A 16,291-nucleotide genomic window follows, 5' to 3' on the forward strand; every position below is an offset into this window, starting at 1 on the left:
AGACCTGGGGGGGTCGATGAAACAGCACGGCACCAACAGCTTCTTCGTCGTGGGCGAAGGAGTGCTCGAGTTCGACCGCGACGGTCGGGCGATGACCCGCCAACCGCTCACGGTGGAGGAGTTGCGGCGGTTCCGCTTCTCCCGGCTGGGACCGGAGGGTCCCCAGTTGGACGAGGAGACCCGGGTCGCCCTGGCCACCGCCATGACCGCGAACGTCCCGCAGTCGGACTCCGCGCCGCCGATCCCGGCGGGCTTCACCTACCTCGGTCAGTTCGTCGACCACGACCTGACCATGGACCGCACCGAGGCGCAGCTCGGCGAGGAGGTCACCCTCGACGACCTGATGCAGGGCCGCTCGCCCGCCCTGGACCTGGACTCGGTGTACGGGCGCGGTCCCGGCGACCGCAACGACCGGATCTTCTACGCCGCGGACGGCGTGAAGCTGAAGGTCGGCACGACGTCGCCGACGCCGTTCCCGGACGAGCGGGTCAACGTCGCGTTGGAGGGGTTCGACCTGCCGAGGTTCGGTGCGGCGGGCACCACCGGGGCCGACCGGCGCCGGCCGCTGATACCGGACGTCCGCAACGACGAGAACCTGGTCGTCGCCCAGCACCACCTGGCGTTCATCAGGTTCCACAACCGGGTCGTGGACGAGCTGGCGTTACGGGGGCTGACCGGGCGGCGGCTGTTCACCGCGGCACGCGAGCAGGTGGTGCGCCACTACCAGTGGGTGCTGCGCACCGACTTCCTGCCGCGGATCGTGGACCCGGCGATCGTGGACGACGTGTTCGCCAACGGTCGCCGGTTCTTCGAGGCACCCGGTCGCGGCCGGACGCCGCACGGCCTGCACCCGACGATGCCGCTGGAGTTCTCGGTGGCGGCGTACCGGTTGGGGCACAGCATGATCCGGGGCGCGTACCAGTGGAACCGGGTGTTCCACACGGCCGGTCCGGGCGGTGCCGCCACGTTGTTCCTGTTGTTCGTCTTCACCGGCACGTCCGGCAACTTCGACCCGGGTGCGACGCTGCCGGACCTGGACAACCCGAACTCGGGCACGGTCGACGCGCTGCCGACGAACTGGATCGCCGACTTCCGCCGGCTGTACGACTTCACCGAGGCCGACCGGCCGGACCTGGCGCCGCCCACCGCCGACGGCGGCGACGTGACCAAGCGGGTGGACAGCCTGCTGGTGAACCCGTTGACGGAACTGCCGGCGGGCACGTTCGGCGGGCGCGGCGGCACGGTGCCGGAGATCCAGCGGAACCTGGCGTTCCGCAACCTGACCCGGGCGGCCATGGTCCGGTTGGCCTCCGGGCAGCAGATGGCGGAGTTCCTGGGTGTGCCCGCGTTGACCGCGGAGCAGGTCCTGGTCGGCAACCAGGGCGCGTCGCTGGAGTCGTTGACCGACGCGCAGAAGGCCGCGGTGACCGCCGCGACGCCGCTGTGGCTGTACGTGCTGCGGGAGGCGGAGTTCCACGACGGCAGGCTCGGGCCGGTCGGCGGGCGGATCGTGGCCGAGGTGTTCCACCGCGCCATGGAGGGCAGCCGCACGTCGATCGTGCGCGAACCGTCGTGGCGGCCCGCGTTCGGGCCGGACGCGCAGACGTTCCGGATGACGGACCTGCTGCTGTTCGCGTTCGACGGCAAGGCCGACCTGCTCAACCCGCTGGGAGACTGACCCGGTGGTGCGAGCCCGGTCCGCCGGGCTCGCACCACCTCCTTGACACGGCCGGGCGCGAGGCGCTTGACTGCGAGGGTTTGAAACGATTCAAGCGCGCAGGAGCCGCCCATGTCGTCCGTCGCCAGGGTTTTCGGAGCCGTCGACATCGGCGCATCGGGCGGCCGGGTCGTGGCCGGGGTGGTGGCCGGTGGTCGGACGACGTTGCACGTGGTGCACCGGTTCCCCAACGGCGTGGTCGAGCGCGACGGCCACCTGCGATGGGACTTCACCGGGTTGTACCGGGAGGTGCTGACGGGCCTGCGGGCGCTCGCCGCCGGGTTCGGTGACGTCGCGTCGATCGGCATCGACACCTGGGCCGTGGACTACGGGCTGCTCGGCGAGGACGGCTCGCTGCTCGCCGAGCCCGTGGCGTACCGGGACGGGCGGACCGCCGAGGCGGTGGAGCGGGTGCACGCGCGGGTGTCGCCCGAGGAGCTGTACGCGGTCAACGGCCTGCAGTTCCTGCCGTTCACCACGCTGTACCAGTTGGAGGCCGAGCGCGCGTCGCCGCTGTGGGAGAAGGCCGCGCACGTCGTGCTGCTGCCGGACCTGCTGGCGTACTGGTTGACCGGTGAGCTGCGGACGGAGGTCACCAACGCGTCGACCACGGGCCTGCTGGACGTGCGGACGCGGACGTGGTCGCCGGAGCTGGCCGCCGACGTGCCGTTCCCGCCGTTGCAGGAGCCGGGTGAGGTGCGCGGATCGCTGCGGCCGGAGGTGGTCGCGGCGACGGGGTTGCCGAGCACGACGCCGGTGACGACGGTCGGGTCGCACGACACGGCGTCGGCGGTCGTGGCGCTGCCGGCCGACGGGTCGCGGTTCGCCTACGTGTCCAGCGGGACGTGGTCGTTGGTGGGCGTGGAGCTGCCCGAGCCGGTGGTGGGCGCGCGGGCGCGGGAGCTGAACTTCACCAACGAGGGCGGTGTGGACGGCCGGACCCGGTTCCTGCGCAACGTGGGCGGCCTGTGGCTGCTCCAGGAGTCGCTGCGCGAGTGGGCGGATCCGGACCTGCCGACCCTGCTGGCCGAGGCGGAGACCCTGCCGGCGGGCGGCCCGACCGTCGACGTGGACGACCCGGCGTTCATCGCGCCGGGCGACATGCCGCGGCGGATCGCGGCGGCGGCGACCGGCCCGCTGCGCACCCCGGCGGAGACGGTGCGGTGCGTCCTCGACTCGTTGGCCGTCGCGTACGCGCGGACCGTCGACCAGGCGGTGGAGCTGACGGGCCGGGACGTGGACGTGATCCACGTCGTGGGCGGCGGTTCCCGCAACGACCTGCTGTGCCGCCTGACCGCGGCCCTCTCCGGCCGCCGGGTGACCGCGGGCCCGGTGGAGGCGACGGCGCTGGGCAACGTCCTGGTGCAGGCCAGGGCGCACGGCGCGGCCCCGGCCACCCTGGAGGCCATCCGGGCCGACCTGGCGGCCACCGAGGACGTCCGCCACCACGTGCCGCGCTGACGCGGGTCGGGGCGTCCGGCTCAGCCGCCGAACCGCCGGGTGAACTCGGCCGCCAGCCCGGCCCCGGCCGCCCCGACGAGCTTGGTGACGACCGGGTTGAGGATCAGCTCCGACACGGACGCCGCGAGGCGCGGCATCCGGCGGCCGAACCAGTTGCGGACGCTCTCCATCGTGGCGAGGTCCGGTTCGCCGTCGGTGATCGCCTCTTCGAGGTCGTCGACCTTCGCGCGGGCCGCGTCGTCCTCCGCACCGAGTTGCGCGCGGAGTCGGGCGAACAGCGCGGCCAGGTCGTCCGCCTCGCCGGCGGTGAGCCGCACGGGGGCGTTGGTGACCGTGTTGTTCGCACCGACGACGACGTTGCCGCTGAGGTCTCCTCCGACATGGACGCGGAACCGGTTGTCGGACATGATCTCTCCCGTCACCCCGGAGTGGGGATGGTCGTGGTGGTGCTGGTGGTCGCCGCCGTGGTGGTGGTGGTGGTGGTCGTCGTCGTCGTGGCCGGCGGCGCTTCGGGCGGGTCCATCGCCCCGATCACACCTCTCACCACCATGGGTCGTTCGTCGGGGAACCCGAACTGCGTCGTGTACCGGCCCGGTGCGACGGCGTTCAAGTAGATCGTCACCGTGCAGCTCTCACCCGGCCACAGCACGTCCGGGCAGTCGGACTTGAGGATGAATGCCTCGGGGTCGGGACCACCGAGCGCCGTCCGCCCGGTCGGGACGCCGCGGGCGTGGCAGGGCTGAGGGCTGATCGGGACGGAGAGGCTTTCCCGCGCGGGGTCGAGCTGCCCGGACGCGGGCAGGAGCGGAGCGCACCGCGGTGCCGTCGGCGGGTCGGTCGGGTCGGCCGGGTCTGAGGCGGGGGGCCCGTCCGCGATGGTCGTGATCGGAACCGGTTCGCCCGGCGTGGTGGGGGCGGGTGGCCGCGCGGTCGGGTCGCCCGGTTCGCTCAGGGCCGCCCAGCCGAGACCGATCACGGGCGCGAGGAGCAGCAGCGGGAGGAGTGCCCGCCAGAGCGGACGCGGGCGTGGGCGTTCCGCCAGCAGCCGGTCCCGCACGGCCAGTTCCCGTTCGAAGTAGGCGACTTCGTCGGACGCGCCCACCCGTCGCGCCGCCTCCAGGCCGGAGCGCAGCACCTCTCCCCACGCGCCGAGCCGCAGGGACCGCAGCACTGCCGGGGCGGCGACCCGGGCCAGCGCCAGCGCGTCGGCGGTGGGGCCGGCGGCGGCGAGCACGGCGACGACGGCGGGTACGGCCTCGACGACCTCGTGCCGCGTCGGGCCGCGCCAGAGCCAGTCCGCCAGGGTGGTGGCCGCCGCGGACGCGGATGCGACATCCCCGGACCGGGTCGTGAGGTGGAAACCGGCGCCGTCGGCCGTGACGAGGCCCGCTCGTTCCAGGTCGGCCAGGACCGGCGCCACCTCGGCCGAGGCGATCCCGGCCAGCAGCGCGAGCAACGCGGCCGAGCAGGCGACGCCGCCGAGCAGCGCGAGCACCCGGACGACGCGGCGGTGCCGGTGGTCGGTCGTGCCGGCGGCGATCCGCAGCAGCGCGGGCGGGCTGCCGCGCGCGGCCCGGACCTGCCGGAGCTCGGCGTCGGTCGGCGGGCGGCCCAGGACGCGCCGCACGAGGGCGACGCTCGCCTCGGCGGACAGCTCGCCGAGGGCCATGGCCTGTCCCGCCGACCACAGCGTCCGTTCCCTGGCCGCGGACAGCACGGTGCAGCCGGGGACCGTGTCGAGCACGTGCTCGATGTCGCGGGGGTCGGTGGACAACTGGTCCAGCACCAGCACCGCGCGGATCGGCTCGAGGAACCGGCGCAGGCGCGCGGTAGTCGGCCGGTAGTGCTCAGCCGCCTCGTAGCAGGCCTCGAACACCTCCTGCAGGACGTCGTCGATGTGCTTGCCGCTCGCGGACAGGCAGATCAGGTGCTCGCGCGCCGCGCGGTCCTGGCTGACCTGCCGGAGCAGCAACGACTTCCCGTAACCCGCGGGCCCGTGCAGCTGGACGTGCCGGTGGGCGTCGAGCCCGGCGTGCACGGCGCGCAGCTCCGCGTCCCGTCCGAGGGGCGCGTCCCGCGGCCCCCACCGCGGCGAGCGCGGCTCGACACGCCGGACCGCGGGTGGTGTCGCCGGACCGATCGTGGTGCCGGCGTAGTCGCACACCACGTTGTTGTCCCCGATGACGACGACTCCGCTGAGATTCCCCCCGACGGTGACCGTGGCAGATCTGTCATCCACGTCCAGGATGGAAGCACGGTCCCCGCACCGCGAAACCGGGATCGACCCCACAGCCCACTTTCGAGCACCAATACGTCACCTCATCAGGTGACCCTTCACCCTCCGTACCCCACCCTCGTGAGTCCTTACGTCCGGAGCGCGGGAGTCCTAACGTTCGCGCACCCCGAGTGCAACGCTCAGGCGTGGCGCACCCACTCCCGGTGGAAGCCTTCGACGTGGCGGGTGACCCTGGCGGCGGCCAGGTCGCCGTCACCGGTCCGCACGGCGCGCAGGATCGACCGGTGTTCGCGGCGCAGTCGCACGGCGGTGCGGGACCAGTCGGGCAACGCCTGCACGGCGTCCAGCACGGTGCGGTGGATCGCGTCACGCAGCCCGGTCATGATCGCGGTGTTCACGGCGTTGCCCGCCGCGGCGGTGAGGGCGACGTGGAAGTCGGCGTCGAGCTGGTGGAACGCGTCCGAGTCCAGGTCCGGCGCGTCCATGCGGGTCAGCAGGTCGGCGGCGCGGGCCAGGTCGGGGTGGTCGGGGTGGGCCGCGGCGGCGCGGACGGAGTGGCTCTCGATCATCACGCGGGTGCCGACGAGGTCGGCCATCGGCAGGCGGCGGGTGGCCAGGTGCAGGCGCAGGGCCGCACCGAGCCCGCCCGCCGGGTCGGCGATGACGGTGGTGCCCGCGTCCGGTCCCGAGCCGACGCCGCTGCGCACCACGCCCATCGCCTGCAGCACGCGGATCGCCTCGCGCACGGTGGCGCGGCTGACGCCCAGGTCCTCGGCCAGTTTGCGCTCGGCGGGCAGCTGCCGGCCCACGCCGAGCCTGCCCGCGCTCAGCTCCGCCTCGACGTGCCGCAGCACCGCGCCGTACCCGGACACCCGAACCGCCACCTCCTGTGGTCCGGCCACACCCTGGTGTGGTCAGACCACACACCCTAGAGTCACCGCGGTGAGAGTCGCGCTGTTCGTCACGTGCCTGGTCGACGGCCTGTTCCCGGACGTCGGCAAGGCGACCGTCCGGCTGCTGGAGCGGCTCGGCCACGAGGTGGTCGTGCCGCCCGCCCAGACCTGCTGCGGCCAGATGCACGTCAACACCGGCTACCCCGGCCAGGCGCTGCCGGTGATCCGCAACCACGTCGAGGCGTTCGAGCACGCCGACGTGATCGTGGCGCCCTCCGGGTCGTGCGCGGGGTCGGTGCGGCACCAGCACGCCCACGTCGCCCGCGAGCACGGTGACGCGAAGCTCGCCGAGGCCGCGGCCGACACGGCGAAGCGCACGTACGAGCTGTCGGAGTTCCTGGTGGACGTCCTCCGGGTCACCGACGTGGGCGCGTACTTCCCGCACCGCGTCACCTACCACCCCACGTGCCACTCGTTGCGCGTGCTGGAGGTGGCCGACCGGCCGTTGCGGCTGCTGCGCGCGGTCGAGGGCATCGACCTGGTGGAGCTGCCGTCGGCCGAGACGTGCTGCGGGTTCGGCGGCACGTTCGCGCTGAAGAACTCCGACACCTCCACCGCCATGCTCGCGGACAAGATGAGCGCGGTGCTGAGCACGAAGGCGGGCGTGGTCACGGCGGGCGACTCGTCGTGCCTGATGCACATCGGCGGCGGCCTGAGCAGGCTGCGCAGCGGCGTCCGGCCGCTGCACCTGGCGCAGATCCTGGAGCACACGCGATGACGACGTTCCTGGGCATGCCCGCGGGCGGCGGGAACCTGACCGGCGAGCCGTTCCCCAAGGCGGCGCGCGAGGCCCTGGGGAACGCGCAGTTGCGCCGCAACCTCGCCAAGGCCACCACCACGATCCGGGCCAAGCGCGCGAACGTCGTGGGCGAGCTGCCGGACTGGGCGCAGCTGCGCGCGGCGGGCGCGGCGATCAAGGACGACGTGCTGGCCAACCTGGACGAGTACCTGGTCCGGTTCGAGGAGGCGTTGACCGGCCGCGGCACGACGGTGCACTGGGCGCGTGACGCCGAGGAGGCGAACCGGATCGTCACCGGCCTGGTGCGGGCGACCGGCACGCGCGAGGTCATCAAGGTCAAGTCGATGGCCACGGTCGAGATCGGGTTGAACGAGGCGCTGGCCGCCATCGGCGTGCACGCGGTGGAGACGGACCTTGCCGAGCTGATCGTGCAGCTGGGCCACGACCGGTCCAGCCACATCCTGGTGCCCGCGATCCACCGCAACCGCACGGAGATCCGGGAGATCTTCCGGCGCGGGATGCCGGGCGTGGACCCGGACCTGACCGACGACCCGCGGGCGTTGGCGGAGGCGGCGCGCGAGCACCTGCGGCACAAGTTCATGACGGTGGACGTGGCGATCTCGGGCGCGAACTTCGGCGTGGCCGAGACGGGGTCGCTGGTGGTGGTCGAGTCCGAGGGCAACGGCCGGATGTGCCTGACGCTGCCGCGCACGCTGATCAGCGTGGTCGGCATCGAGAAGCTGGTGCCGCGGTGGCAGGACCTGGAGGTGTTCCTGCAGCTGCTGCCGCGGTCGTCGACCGGTGAGCGGATGAACCCGTACACGTCGGTGTGGACGGGGCCGACCGAGGGGCAGACCAGCCACGTGGTGCTGGTGGACAACGGCCGCACCGCGACGCTGGCCGACCCGGACGGGCGGGCGGCGTTGCGCTGCATCCGCTGCTCGGCGTGCCTGAACTCGTGCCCGGTGTACGAGCGCACCGGCGGGCACGCGTACGGCTCGACGTACCCGGGCCCGATCGGCGCGGTGCTGTCACCGCAGCTCACCGGGGTGGACCGCAACCCGACGCTGCCGTTCGCGTCGTCGCTGTGCGGTGTCTGCTACGACGTGTGCCCGGTGGCGATCGACATCCCGTCGATGCTGGTGCACCTGCGGGAACGGGTGGTGTCGGCGAAGCGGACCACGCCGGAGTCGACCGCGATGCGGGCGCTGGCGTGGGCGATGTCGGACGCGCGGCGGTGGCGCCGGCTGCTGCGGTTGGGGAAGTTCGGCCGGGTGGCGAGCCGGCACGTGCCGCTGCCGGGCTGGTCGACGGCGCGGGACCTGCCGCAGCCGCCGCAGGAGTCGTTCCGCGACTGGTGGGAGTCCCGCGATGAGCGCTCGTGACGAGGTCCTGGCGAGGGTGCGGCGGGCGAAGGGGCCGCGCGAGGTGGCTCCGGTGCCCCGCGAGTACCGGGCGGCGGGCACGCGGGGGCCCGGTGACCTGGACCTGTTCGCCGAACGCCTGCGCGACTACCGCGCCCGCGTCCGGCTCGTGGCCGCCGACGGAGTGGCCGACGCCGTCGCCGCCGCCCTGGCCGACCGCGGCGCGCGACACGTCGTGACCGCGCCCGGCGTCCCACCCGAGTGGACCGCCACGTGGGCCGCCTCCGGGAGTGCCGCTTCCTCCGACGCCGGGGTTGGGACTGGACCTGGCGCTGGACGCGGGGCTGCATCCACCGCCGGGCCTGGCGCCGAGGCCGCCCCGGAAGCCGCTCGGGGCCCGGATCCGTCGGACCCCGCCGGTAGAATCGAGTCAAGGGTTCCCCTTGGCGGGGACGCTCGCGAAGCGCTTCGCGACATCGTCGAGGCGGCCGACGCGGTGGTCACGGCGTGTCACGTGGCGGTCGCGGAAACCGGGACGATCGTGCTCGACCACGACGCCGCCGACCAGGGTCCCCGGGCGCTCACCCTCGTGCCGGACTACCACCTGGTCGTCGTGCGGGCCGAGCAGGTGGTGGCGGGCGTGCCCGACGCGGTGGCCGCGCTGGCCGGTGCGCGCACCCAGACGTGGATCAGCGGACCGTCCGCGACCAGCGACATCGAGCTGGAACGCGTCGAAGGCGTGCACGGACCGCGCACGCTGGAGGTCGTCATCGTGACGCCGGACCTGACGGAAATCGTGTGATCGACTTCTCACCCTTTGGGCGGATCCGCCCACGATCGCCTGGTTCGCTAGGATCGGACTCCCGATCGAGAGGCGCTGCAACGGGCGACCCAGCCCGCCACGCTCGGCCGGGCGAAGATCCCCAAGGGCGCCTCCCACCAAGGGAGGCTGCGTGTCGGAAAACGCCCTGCGAGAGCTGCTGGACCAGCGCGTCGCGGTGCTCGACGGCGCCTGGGGCACGATGCTCCAAGCCGCCGGTCTCACCCCGGCCGACTACCGCGGCGACCTGCTCGGCGACCACACGCACGACGTCACCGGCGACCCGGACCTGCTCAACCTCACCAGGCCGGACCTGATCCTCGACGTCCACCGCAAGTACCTGGCCGCGGGCGCGGACATCACCACCACGAACACGTTCACCGCCACGTCCATCGCGCAGGCCGACTACGGCCTGGAGAAGCTGGTCCGCGAGATGAACGTGCGCGGCGCGCAGCTCGCCCGCCAGGCCGCCGACGAGGCGGGCGGCCGGTTCGTCGCGGGCTCCGTCGGCCCGCTCAACGTCACCCTGTCGCTGTCGCCGCGGGTCGAGGACCCGGCGTACCGGACGGTGACGTTCGACCAGGTCAAGGACGCCTACGCGGAGCAGATCGGCGCGCTCGCCGAGGGCGGCGTCGACCTGCTGCTCATCGAGACGATCTTCGACACGCTCAACGCCAAGGCCGCCGTCGCCGCGGCCCGCGAGGTCGCGCCGCACCTGCCGCTGTGGATCTCGGTCACCATCGTGGACCTCAGCGGCCGCACGCTGTCCGGGCAGACGGTCGAGGCGTTCTGGAACTCCGTCGCGCACGCCGACCCGCTGGTCGTGGGCGTCAACTGCTCGCTGGGCGCGGCCGAGATGCGACCGCACGTCACCGAGCTGTCCCGGATCGCGGGCGCCTACACCGCGAGCCACCCCAACGCCGGCCTGCCCAACGCGTTCGGCGGCTACGACCAGACCCCCGACGAGACCGCGGCGCTGCTGCGCGAGTTCGCCGAGGAGGGCGTGGTCAACATCGTCGGCGGCTGCTGCGGCACGACGCCCGACCACATCGCGCGGATCGCGGCGGCGGTCGGGGACATGGCGCCGCGGTCGGTCGCGCCAGTGCCCGACCGCAGCCGGTTCAGCGGCCTGGAGCCGTTCGAGATCGGCGCGGACACCGGGTTCGTGATGATCGGCGAGCGGACCAACGTGACCGGGTCGGCGAAGTTCCGCCGGCTGATCGAGGGCGACAACTACCAGGCGGCGGTGGACGTCGCGCTGGAGCAGGTGCGCGGCGGCGCGAACCTGCTCGACGTGAACATGGACGCCGACCTGCTCGACAGCGAGCGGGCGATGACCACGTTCCTCAACCTGATCGCGACCGAGCCGGAGATCGCCCGCGTCCCGATCATGATCGACAGCTCGCGGTGGAGCGTGCTGGAGGCCGGGCTCAAGTGCGTGCAGGGCAAGGGCGTGGTCAACTCCATCAGCCTCAAGGAGGGTGAGGAGTCGTTCCTGACCCAGGCCAGGCGCATCCGCGACTTCGGCGCGGGCGTGGTCGTGATGGCGTTCGACGAGCTGGGCCAGGCCGACACGACCGAGCGCAAGGTCGAGATCTGCGGCCGCGCGTACGACCTGCTGACGCAGAAGGCCGACTTCCCGGCCGAGGACATCATCTTCGACCCGAACGTGCTGGCGGTCGCGACCGGCATCGCCGAGCACAACGGGTACGCCAAGGCGTTCCTGGACGCGATCCCGCTGATCAAGCAGCGCTGCCCGGGCGTGCGGATCAGCGGCGGCATCTCGAACCTGTCGTTCTCGTTCCGCGGCAACGACACCGTGCGCGAGGCGATGCACTCGGCGTTCCTGTACCACGCGGTGCAGCTGGGCCTGGACATGGGCATCGTCAACGCCGGGCAGCTCGCGGTCTACGAGGACATCCCGAAGGACCTGCTGGAGCTGGTCGAGGACGTGCTGTTCGACCGGCACCCGGACGCCACGGACCGGCTGGTGTCGTTCGCCGAGACGGTGGCGAGCTCGGGCACCAAGCGGGTGGTCGACCTGGCGTGGCGCGAGGGCCCGGTGGCCAAGCGGCTGGAGCACGCGCTGGTGCACGGCATCGTCGACTTCATCATCGAGGACACCGAAGAGGCGCGGCTGGAGGCGGCACGTCCGCTGGACGTCATCGAGGGTCCGCTGATGGACGGGATGAAGGTCGTCGGCGACCTGTTCGGCGCGGGCAAGATGTTCCTGCCGCAGGTGGTGAAGAGCGCGCGGGTGATGAAGCGCGCGGTGGCGCACCTGGAGCCGTACATGGACGCGGAGAAGGAAGCCTCCGGCTCCACCCGCGGCAACGGCAAGGTCGTGCTGGCCACGGTGAAGGGTGACGTCCACGACATCGGCAAGAACATCGTCGGCGTGGTGCTGGGCTGCAACAACTACGACGTGGTCGACCTGGGCGTGATGGTGCCCGCGGCGAAGATCCTGGACACCGCGATCGCCGAGGGCGCGGACGCGGTCGGCCTGTCCGGGCTGATCACGCCGTCGCTGGACGAGATGGTGTCGGTGGCGGCGGAGATGCAGCGGCGCGGGATGAAGCTGCCGCTACTGATCGGCGGTGCGACGACGTCCCGGCAGCACACCGCGGTGCGGATCGCGCCCGTCTACGACCAGACCACGGTGCACGTGCTGGACGCGTCACGGGTGGCGGGCGTGGTGTCGGCGCTGCTGGACCCGGACCGGGCCGAGGAGCTGGCGCAGGACACGCGGGTCGAGCAGCAGCGGTTGCGCGAGGAGCACGAGAACCGGCAGAGCACGCCGTTGCTGACGGTCGAGCAGGCGCGGGCGAACGCGGAGGCGGTGTCGTTCGACGAGCTGCCGACGCCCGCGTTCACCGGGCTGCGCGTGGTGGAGCCGTCGCTGGCGGAGCTGCGCGGGATGATCGACTGGACGTTCTTCTTCCTGGCCTGGGAGCTCAAGGGCAAGTACCCCAAGATCCTGCGGACGAACCCGGCCGCGCAGGAGCTGTTCGACGACGCGAACGCCATGCTGGACCGGATCATCGCGGACGGCTCGCTGCACGCCAAGGGCGTGTACGGGTTCTGGCCCGCGCACTCCGAGGGTGACGACATCGTGGTCGACGGGCGGCGGCTGCCGATGCTGCGGCAGCAGACGGCCAAGCCGCAGAGCAGGCCGAACCGGTGCCTGGCCGACTACGTCGCACCCGAGGGCGACCACCTGGGCGGGTTCGCGGTGGCGATCCACGGTGCCGAGGAGCTGGCCGCGCGGTACGAGCGGGAGCAGGACGACTACAAGTCGATCATGGTGAAGGCGTTGGCGGACCGGTTGGCCGAGGCGTTCGCGGAGCACATCCACCTGCGGGCGCGGCGGGACTGGTTCGAGCCGGACGCCGACCCGGCGCTGGAGGACCTGCACGCCGAGCGGTTCCGCGGCATCCGGCCCGCGTTCGGCTACCCGGCGAGCCCCGACCACAGCGAGAAGCGGGACCTGTTCTCGATGTTGGAGGCCGAGCAGGTGGGGCTGGCGCTGACCGACTCGTTCGCGATGACCCCGGCGGCCGCCGTGAGCGGCGTGATCTTCGCCCACCCGCAGTCGCGCTACTTCACCGTGGGCCGCATCGGCCGTGACCAGGTGGAGGACTACGCGGCACGGCGGGGCATGCCGATCGCCGAGGTGGAGCGCTGGCTGCGCCCGAACCTGGCCTACGAGCCCGAGGCCTGACCGGCTCCGCCGGGGTGGCCTGAGCCGCGGTGCACCTGGTCGAGCCACACCAGGTGCACCCGCCGCACGGCCACGTCGCCGGTGCTGATCTCGAACAGCGCTCGCGCACGTTCAGCGCTGTCGGCGCTGAGCCGGAAACCACCTTCGACCGAGTCGGCTTCGGCACGGTCGGCGTAGGCGAGCCCGTATCCGGCGACCCGCGCGTCCTCCGCCTCGCCGTACTCCTCCACGATGGCGAACAGCCGTGGTGCGTCCTCCCGTGCCACTTCGTGCATGAGGTTCGCCCTCACGCAGAACCGGTTGCGATCGGTGCGCGACTTCTCCGAGGCGGGGACCAAAGCAGCGCCGCAGACGTCGATCGTGGTGCAACTGTCGGCTCAGGCGGCGAAGGCGGCAGCGCGCATGGGGCAGCGCGACGACGTCCACCGCATCCTCGATGAGGGTTATCGCGTCCTGGGTCGACACGAACACCCGGCCCGGCCGGAGAACCACTTCGTCATCGACCCGCAGAAGTGGGACTTCTACGCCATGGACTGCTACCGCCTGGTCGGTGAAGACAGGCAGGCCGCCGACCACGCCCGTGAAGTGCTTCGCATCTCACGCCGCCCGGATGGCACCGACAGCAGTCCGATGCGGGCGACCGAAGCACGGCTGACCCTCGCGGTGGTGGCGCTGCGGCAGGGCGATCCGGACGCGGCGGCCGAGTGGACCCGCGAGGCGCTCGACGCGCCGCGCAAGTCGGTCGACGCGCTGCTGATGGTGGCCGAGGAGGTGAAGCGGGAACTGCGGCGGCTGTTCCCGAACGACCCGGCGTCACGGGCGATCACCGATCCGATCAACCAGGCGTGGTCGGAGTTGCAGCGGACGTAGGTCTGCCGGACGGTCGGCGCACGTGTGCCCCACCGCCCACAACGGGCGACGGGGCACAGCGGGCCAGGTCTCGTGGTCAGGCGGCGGAACGGTCGTCCGGCAGGCGGCGGCGCAGGCGTGGGTCGTGGATCGGTGGGGTGCGGTAGTCCATGTCGAGGGCGCCGACGTTCGAGCCGGGCGGCACGATGGTGTCGATCCGGTCGAGGACGTCGTCGCCCAGCACCGTGTCCACGCCCGCGAGCAGGTCGTCCAGGTGTTCCATGGTGCGCGGGCCGATGATCGCGGACGTGACGCCGGGGTGGGCGATCGCGAAGGCCATCGCCAGGTGGGTCAGGGACAGACCGGCGTCCTCGGCGACGGGGACGAGCCGCTCGACCACGTCGAGGCGGCGTTCGTCGGTCATGTGCTTGAAGCGGGCCCGGCGGCTCTCGACGCCCATGCCCTTGCGGAAGCGGCCGGTGAGCAGGCCCTGGGCGAGCGGGCTCCAGACCAGCGTGCCCATGCCGTAGCGCTCGCAGACGGGCAGCACCTCGTTCTCGATCCGCCGGTCGAGGATCGAGTAGGGTGGTTGCTCGGTGCGGAACCGGACCAGGCCGCGCCGTTCGGCGACCCACTGCGCCTCCACGATGTCGGAGGCGGGGAACGTGGACGTGCCGATCGCCCGGACCTTGCCGGCGCGGACGAGGTCGGTGAGGGCCGACAGCGTCTCCTCCACGTCGGTGTCCGGCGCGGGCCGGTGGACCTGGTAGAGGTCGACGTGGTCGGTGCCGAGGCGGCGCAGCGAGTCGTCCAGGGCGCGGACCAGCCAGCGCCGCGAGTTGCCCTGCCGGTTGGGGTCCTCGCCCATGGGCAGGTGCGCCTTGGTGGCCAGCACGACGTCGTCGCGGCGGCCCTTGAGCGCCTTGCCGACGACCTCCTCGGACTCGCCGTGGGAGTAGATGTCCGCCGTGTCCACGAAGTTGACGCCCGCGTCCAGCGCCTTGTGGATGATGCGGACGGAGTCGTCGTGGTCGGGGTTGCCCGCAGCGCCGAACATCATGGCGCCCAGGCAGTACGGGCTGACCTTGATGCCGGTGCGGCCCAGCGTGCGGTACTTCATGGATCTCCTCGGGACGGCCGGTGCGGTCGCGTTAGACTCACAACCGGAACAACGTTCGACTTCGACGATACGGAACAACGTTCCGCTTAGCAAGGAGGTGTCGTGGACGTGCCCGGCAAGCGCGTGCGCGCGGACGCGCAGCGCAACGTCGACGCCCTGCTCACGGCCGCCGCCGAGGTCTTCGCGACCTCCGGCGTGGACGCGCCCGTCCGGCAGATCACAGCCAGGGCGGGCCTGGGCGCGGGCACGCTCTACCGCCACTTCCCGCAGCGCTCCGACCTGATCGCCGCGGTCTACCGGCACGAGGTCGACGCCTGCGCCGACGCCGCGCCGGCCCTCGCCGCCGAGCACGACCCGCTCGAAGCGCTGACCCGGTGGCTGTGGCGCTTCACGGGCTTCATCGGCACGAAGCACGGGCTCAGCGACGCGCTGCACTCCGGCGACCCGGCCTACGCGGGTCTGCCCGCCTACTTCCAGCAGCGCTTCGTGCCCGTGCTCCGCGACCTGCTCGACCGCGCGGCCGCCGCCGGCGAGATCCGCGCCGACGTCGACCCGTACGACCTGCTGCGCGCCACCGCCAACCTGACCCGGCCGACGCAGGACGACGACGGCTACACGCGGCGCGTGGTCGGCCTGCTCATCGACGGCCTCCGGTACGGCGCCCGCAAGTGATCAGAAGGCCGGACTGATCGCCAGCCGCCGGTCCACCGCGGCGACGAACCGGTCCGCCTGCGCGGGCACGGTGCGGCGGGCCCACTCCCCCAGGGCGTCGAGGAAGCCCAGCAGGTCCGACCTCACCTCGTGGAGGAGTTCCCGCAGCTCGGCCCGCGGTAGCTCCACCACGCGGCCGGCGGGTTCGTCGTCGTCGTCGACTTCGGTGAGGCGGACGACCTCGCCGAGGTGCTCGACCAGCAGACCCGGGTCGTGGCCGAGGTCGGCCGTGCCGCCGGCCGCGATGTCCACCCAGGCGCGCCACTCGTCCAGTCCGAAGCAGCAGCCCGGGTCCAGCACCAGGTCGCCGGTCCCGACCCGCAGGCCACCCGCCGCGAACTCGCCCTGCTCGCCCGACGCCAGGCACAGTTCCACGGCCTCGGCCGCGTTCGTGGCCACGACCGTCCCGCGGTCGTCGGTGGCGGCCCAGGCGACCAGCGCCCACGCCGCCGCGCCGACCTGGCCCGCTGAGGGCGCGCGCGGGACGACCAGGTAGCGCACGCCGAGCTCGGCAGGCCAGAACGGGCAGTGCGCGACCGGCAGCTCCAGCACCGGCACCATCGTGGTCACGTGCGACATCATCCCCCGAGCGGGGACGGG

General features: G+C 72.6%; 14 protein-coding genes. 8 read left to right on the forward strand and 6 right to left on the reverse strand.

The features are described 5' to 3' along the window. Window positions 1-16 precede the first annotated feature (16 nt). Both FHX81_RS07440 and FHX81_RS07445 read left to right on the forward strand, forming a co-directional pair. A complete protein-coding gene (locus tag FHX81_RS07440; protein WP_141976339.1) occupies window positions 17-1,678 on the forward strand; it encodes a peroxidase family protein in 1,662 nt (553 codons plus the stop codon). A 111-nt stretch (window positions 1,679-1,789) separates the two neighbouring features. Continuing rightward, the gene (locus FHX81_RS07445) at window positions 1,790-3,178 is read left to right on the forward strand and encodes a rhamnulokinase (protein ID WP_141976341.1); all 1,389 of its coding nucleotides are present in this window, start codon (window positions 1,790-1,792) and stop codon (window positions 3,176-3,178) included. A 20-nt stretch (window positions 3,179-3,198) separates the two neighbouring features. On the opposite strand, the gene FHX81_RS07450 is transcribed toward FHX81_RS07445, so the two are convergent. From FHX81_RS07450 to FHX81_RS07460, 3 genes are all read right to left on the reverse strand, one after another. Beyond that, complete coding sequence (locus FHX81_RS07450; RefSeq protein ID WP_141976343.1) at window positions 3,199-3,585, reverse strand: hypothetical protein; 387 nt, start codon at window positions 3,583-3,585, stop codon at window positions 3,199-3,201. An 11-nt stretch (window positions 3,586-3,596) separates the two neighbouring features. Further along, window positions 3,597-5,417: a hypothetical protein gene (locus tag FHX81_RS07455; RefSeq protein ID WP_141976345.1), complete on the reverse strand. Its 1,821-nt coding sequence runs from the start codon at window positions 5,415-5,417 to the stop codon at window positions 3,597-3,599. Between the two features lie 176 nt (window positions 5,418-5,593). Then, complete coding sequence (locus tag FHX81_RS07460) at window positions 5,594-6,316, reverse strand: FadR/GntR family transcriptional regulator (protein ID WP_246107678.1); 723 nt, start codon at window positions 6,314-6,316, stop codon at window positions 5,594-5,596. 40 nt (window positions 6,317-6,356) lie between these two features. Between FHX81_RS07460 and FHX81_RS07465 the strand changes: the two genes are divergently transcribed. The 4 genes from FHX81_RS07465 (at window position 6,357) to metH (ending at window position 13,011) form a co-directional block, all read left to right on the forward strand. Beyond that, entirely contained in the window at window positions 6,357-7,085 is a 729-nt protein-coding gene (locus FHX81_RS07465) for a (Fe-S)-binding protein (RefSeq protein WP_141976348.1), read from the forward strand. Further along, the gene (locus FHX81_RS07470) at window positions 7,082-8,491 is read left to right on the forward strand and encodes a lactate utilization protein B (protein ID WP_211363408.1); all 1,410 of its coding nucleotides are present in this window, start codon (window positions 7,082-7,084) and stop codon (window positions 8,489-8,491) included. Before FHX81_RS07465 ends, FHX81_RS07470 begins: the two co-directional genes overlap by 4 nt. Continuing rightward, complete coding sequence (locus tag FHX81_RS07475) at window positions 8,478-9,272, forward strand: LutC/YkgG family protein (RefSeq protein ID WP_141976350.1); 795 nt, start codon at window positions 8,478-8,480, stop codon at window positions 9,270-9,272. The genes FHX81_RS07470 and FHX81_RS07475 overlap by 14 nt, the downstream gene beginning before the upstream one ends. Window positions 9,273-9,423: 151 nt before the next feature. Beyond that, a complete protein-coding gene (gene metH, locus FHX81_RS07480) occupies window positions 9,424-13,011 on the forward strand; it encodes a methionine synthase (RefSeq protein WP_141976352.1) in 3,588 nt (1,195 codons plus the stop codon). Here metH and FHX81_RS07485 read toward each other — a convergent pair. Continuing rightward, a complete protein-coding gene (locus FHX81_RS07485) occupies window positions 12,993-13,286 on the reverse strand; it encodes a hypothetical protein (protein WP_141976354.1) in 294 nt (97 codons plus the stop codon). The genes metH and FHX81_RS07485 overlap by 19 nt on opposite strands. Here FHX81_RS07485 and FHX81_RS07490 point away from each other — a divergent pair. Then, window positions 13,285-13,881, forward strand: a complete 597-nt coding sequence (locus FHX81_RS07490) for a tetratricopeptide repeat protein (RefSeq protein ID WP_141976356.1) — start codon at window positions 13,285-13,287, stop codon at window positions 13,879-13,881. The genes FHX81_RS07485 and FHX81_RS07490 overlap by 2 nt on opposite strands. A gap of 76 nt (window positions 13,882-13,957) precedes the next feature. Here the strand turns inward: FHX81_RS07490 and FHX81_RS07495 are convergent, their stop codons facing one another. Beyond that, window positions 13,958-14,980 carry an aldo/keto reductase gene (locus tag FHX81_RS07495; protein WP_141976358.1) on the reverse strand — a complete coding sequence of 341 codons (1,023 nt, stop codon included), beginning with the start codon at window positions 14,978-14,980 and terminating at the stop codon, window positions 13,958-13,960. Window positions 14,981-15,082: 102 nt separating this feature from the next. On the opposite strand from FHX81_RS07495, the gene FHX81_RS07500 reads away from it, so the two are divergent. Then, window positions 15,083-15,652 carry a TetR/AcrR family transcriptional regulator gene (locus FHX81_RS07500; protein ID WP_211363409.1) on the forward strand — a complete coding sequence of 190 codons (570 nt, stop codon included), beginning with the start codon at window positions 15,083-15,085 and terminating at the stop codon, window positions 15,650-15,652. Here FHX81_RS07500 and FHX81_RS07505 read toward each other — a convergent pair whose 3' ends face one another. Beyond that, window positions 15,653-16,261 (reverse strand): hypothetical protein, encoded by a 609-nt coding sequence (locus tag FHX81_RS07505; protein WP_141976361.1) that lies wholly within the window; start codon window positions 16,259-16,261, stop codon window positions 15,653-15,655. Window positions 16,262-16,291: the final 30 nt, after the last annotated feature.

The sequence above is a fragment of the Saccharothrix saharensis genome (assembly GCF_006716745.1).
GTDB lineage: Bacteria > Actinomycetota > Actinomycetes > Mycobacteriales > Pseudonocardiaceae > Actinosynnema > Actinosynnema saharense.

Excerpts from the sequence above, each read along its gene's own strand:
- FHX81_RS07470 (WP_211363408.1), top strand. The coding sequence starts at position 7,082 with ATGACGACGTTCCTGGGCATGCCCGCGGGCGGCGGGAACCTGACCGGC.
- FHX81_RS07450 (WP_141976343.1), bottom strand. The coding sequence starts at position 3,585 with ATGTCCGACAACCGGTTCCGCGTCCATGTCGGAGGAGACCTCAGCGGC.
- FHX81_RS07485 (WP_141976354.1), bottom strand. The coding sequence starts at position 13,286 with ATGCACGAAGTGGCACGGGAGGACGCACCACGGCTGTTCGCCATCGTG.
- FHX81_RS07440 (WP_141976339.1), top strand. The coding sequence starts at position 17 with ATGAAACAGCACGGCACCAACAGCTTCTTCGTCGTGGGCGAAGGAGTG.
- FHX81_RS07495 (WP_141976358.1), bottom strand. The coding sequence starts at position 14,980 with ATGAAGTACCGCACGCTGGGCCGCACCGGCATCAAGGTCAGCCCGTAC.
- FHX81_RS07445 (WP_141976341.1), top strand. The coding sequence starts at position 1,790 with ATGTCGTCCGTCGCCAGGGTTTTCGGAGCCGTCGACATCGGCGCATCG.
- FHX81_RS07490 (WP_141976356.1), top strand. The coding sequence starts at position 13,285 with ATGAGGTTCGCCCTCACGCAGAACCGGTTGCGATCGGTGCGCGACTTC.
- FHX81_RS07475 (WP_141976350.1), top strand. The coding sequence starts at position 8,478 with ATGAGCGCTCGTGACGAGGTCCTGGCGAGGGTGCGGCGGGCGAAGGGG.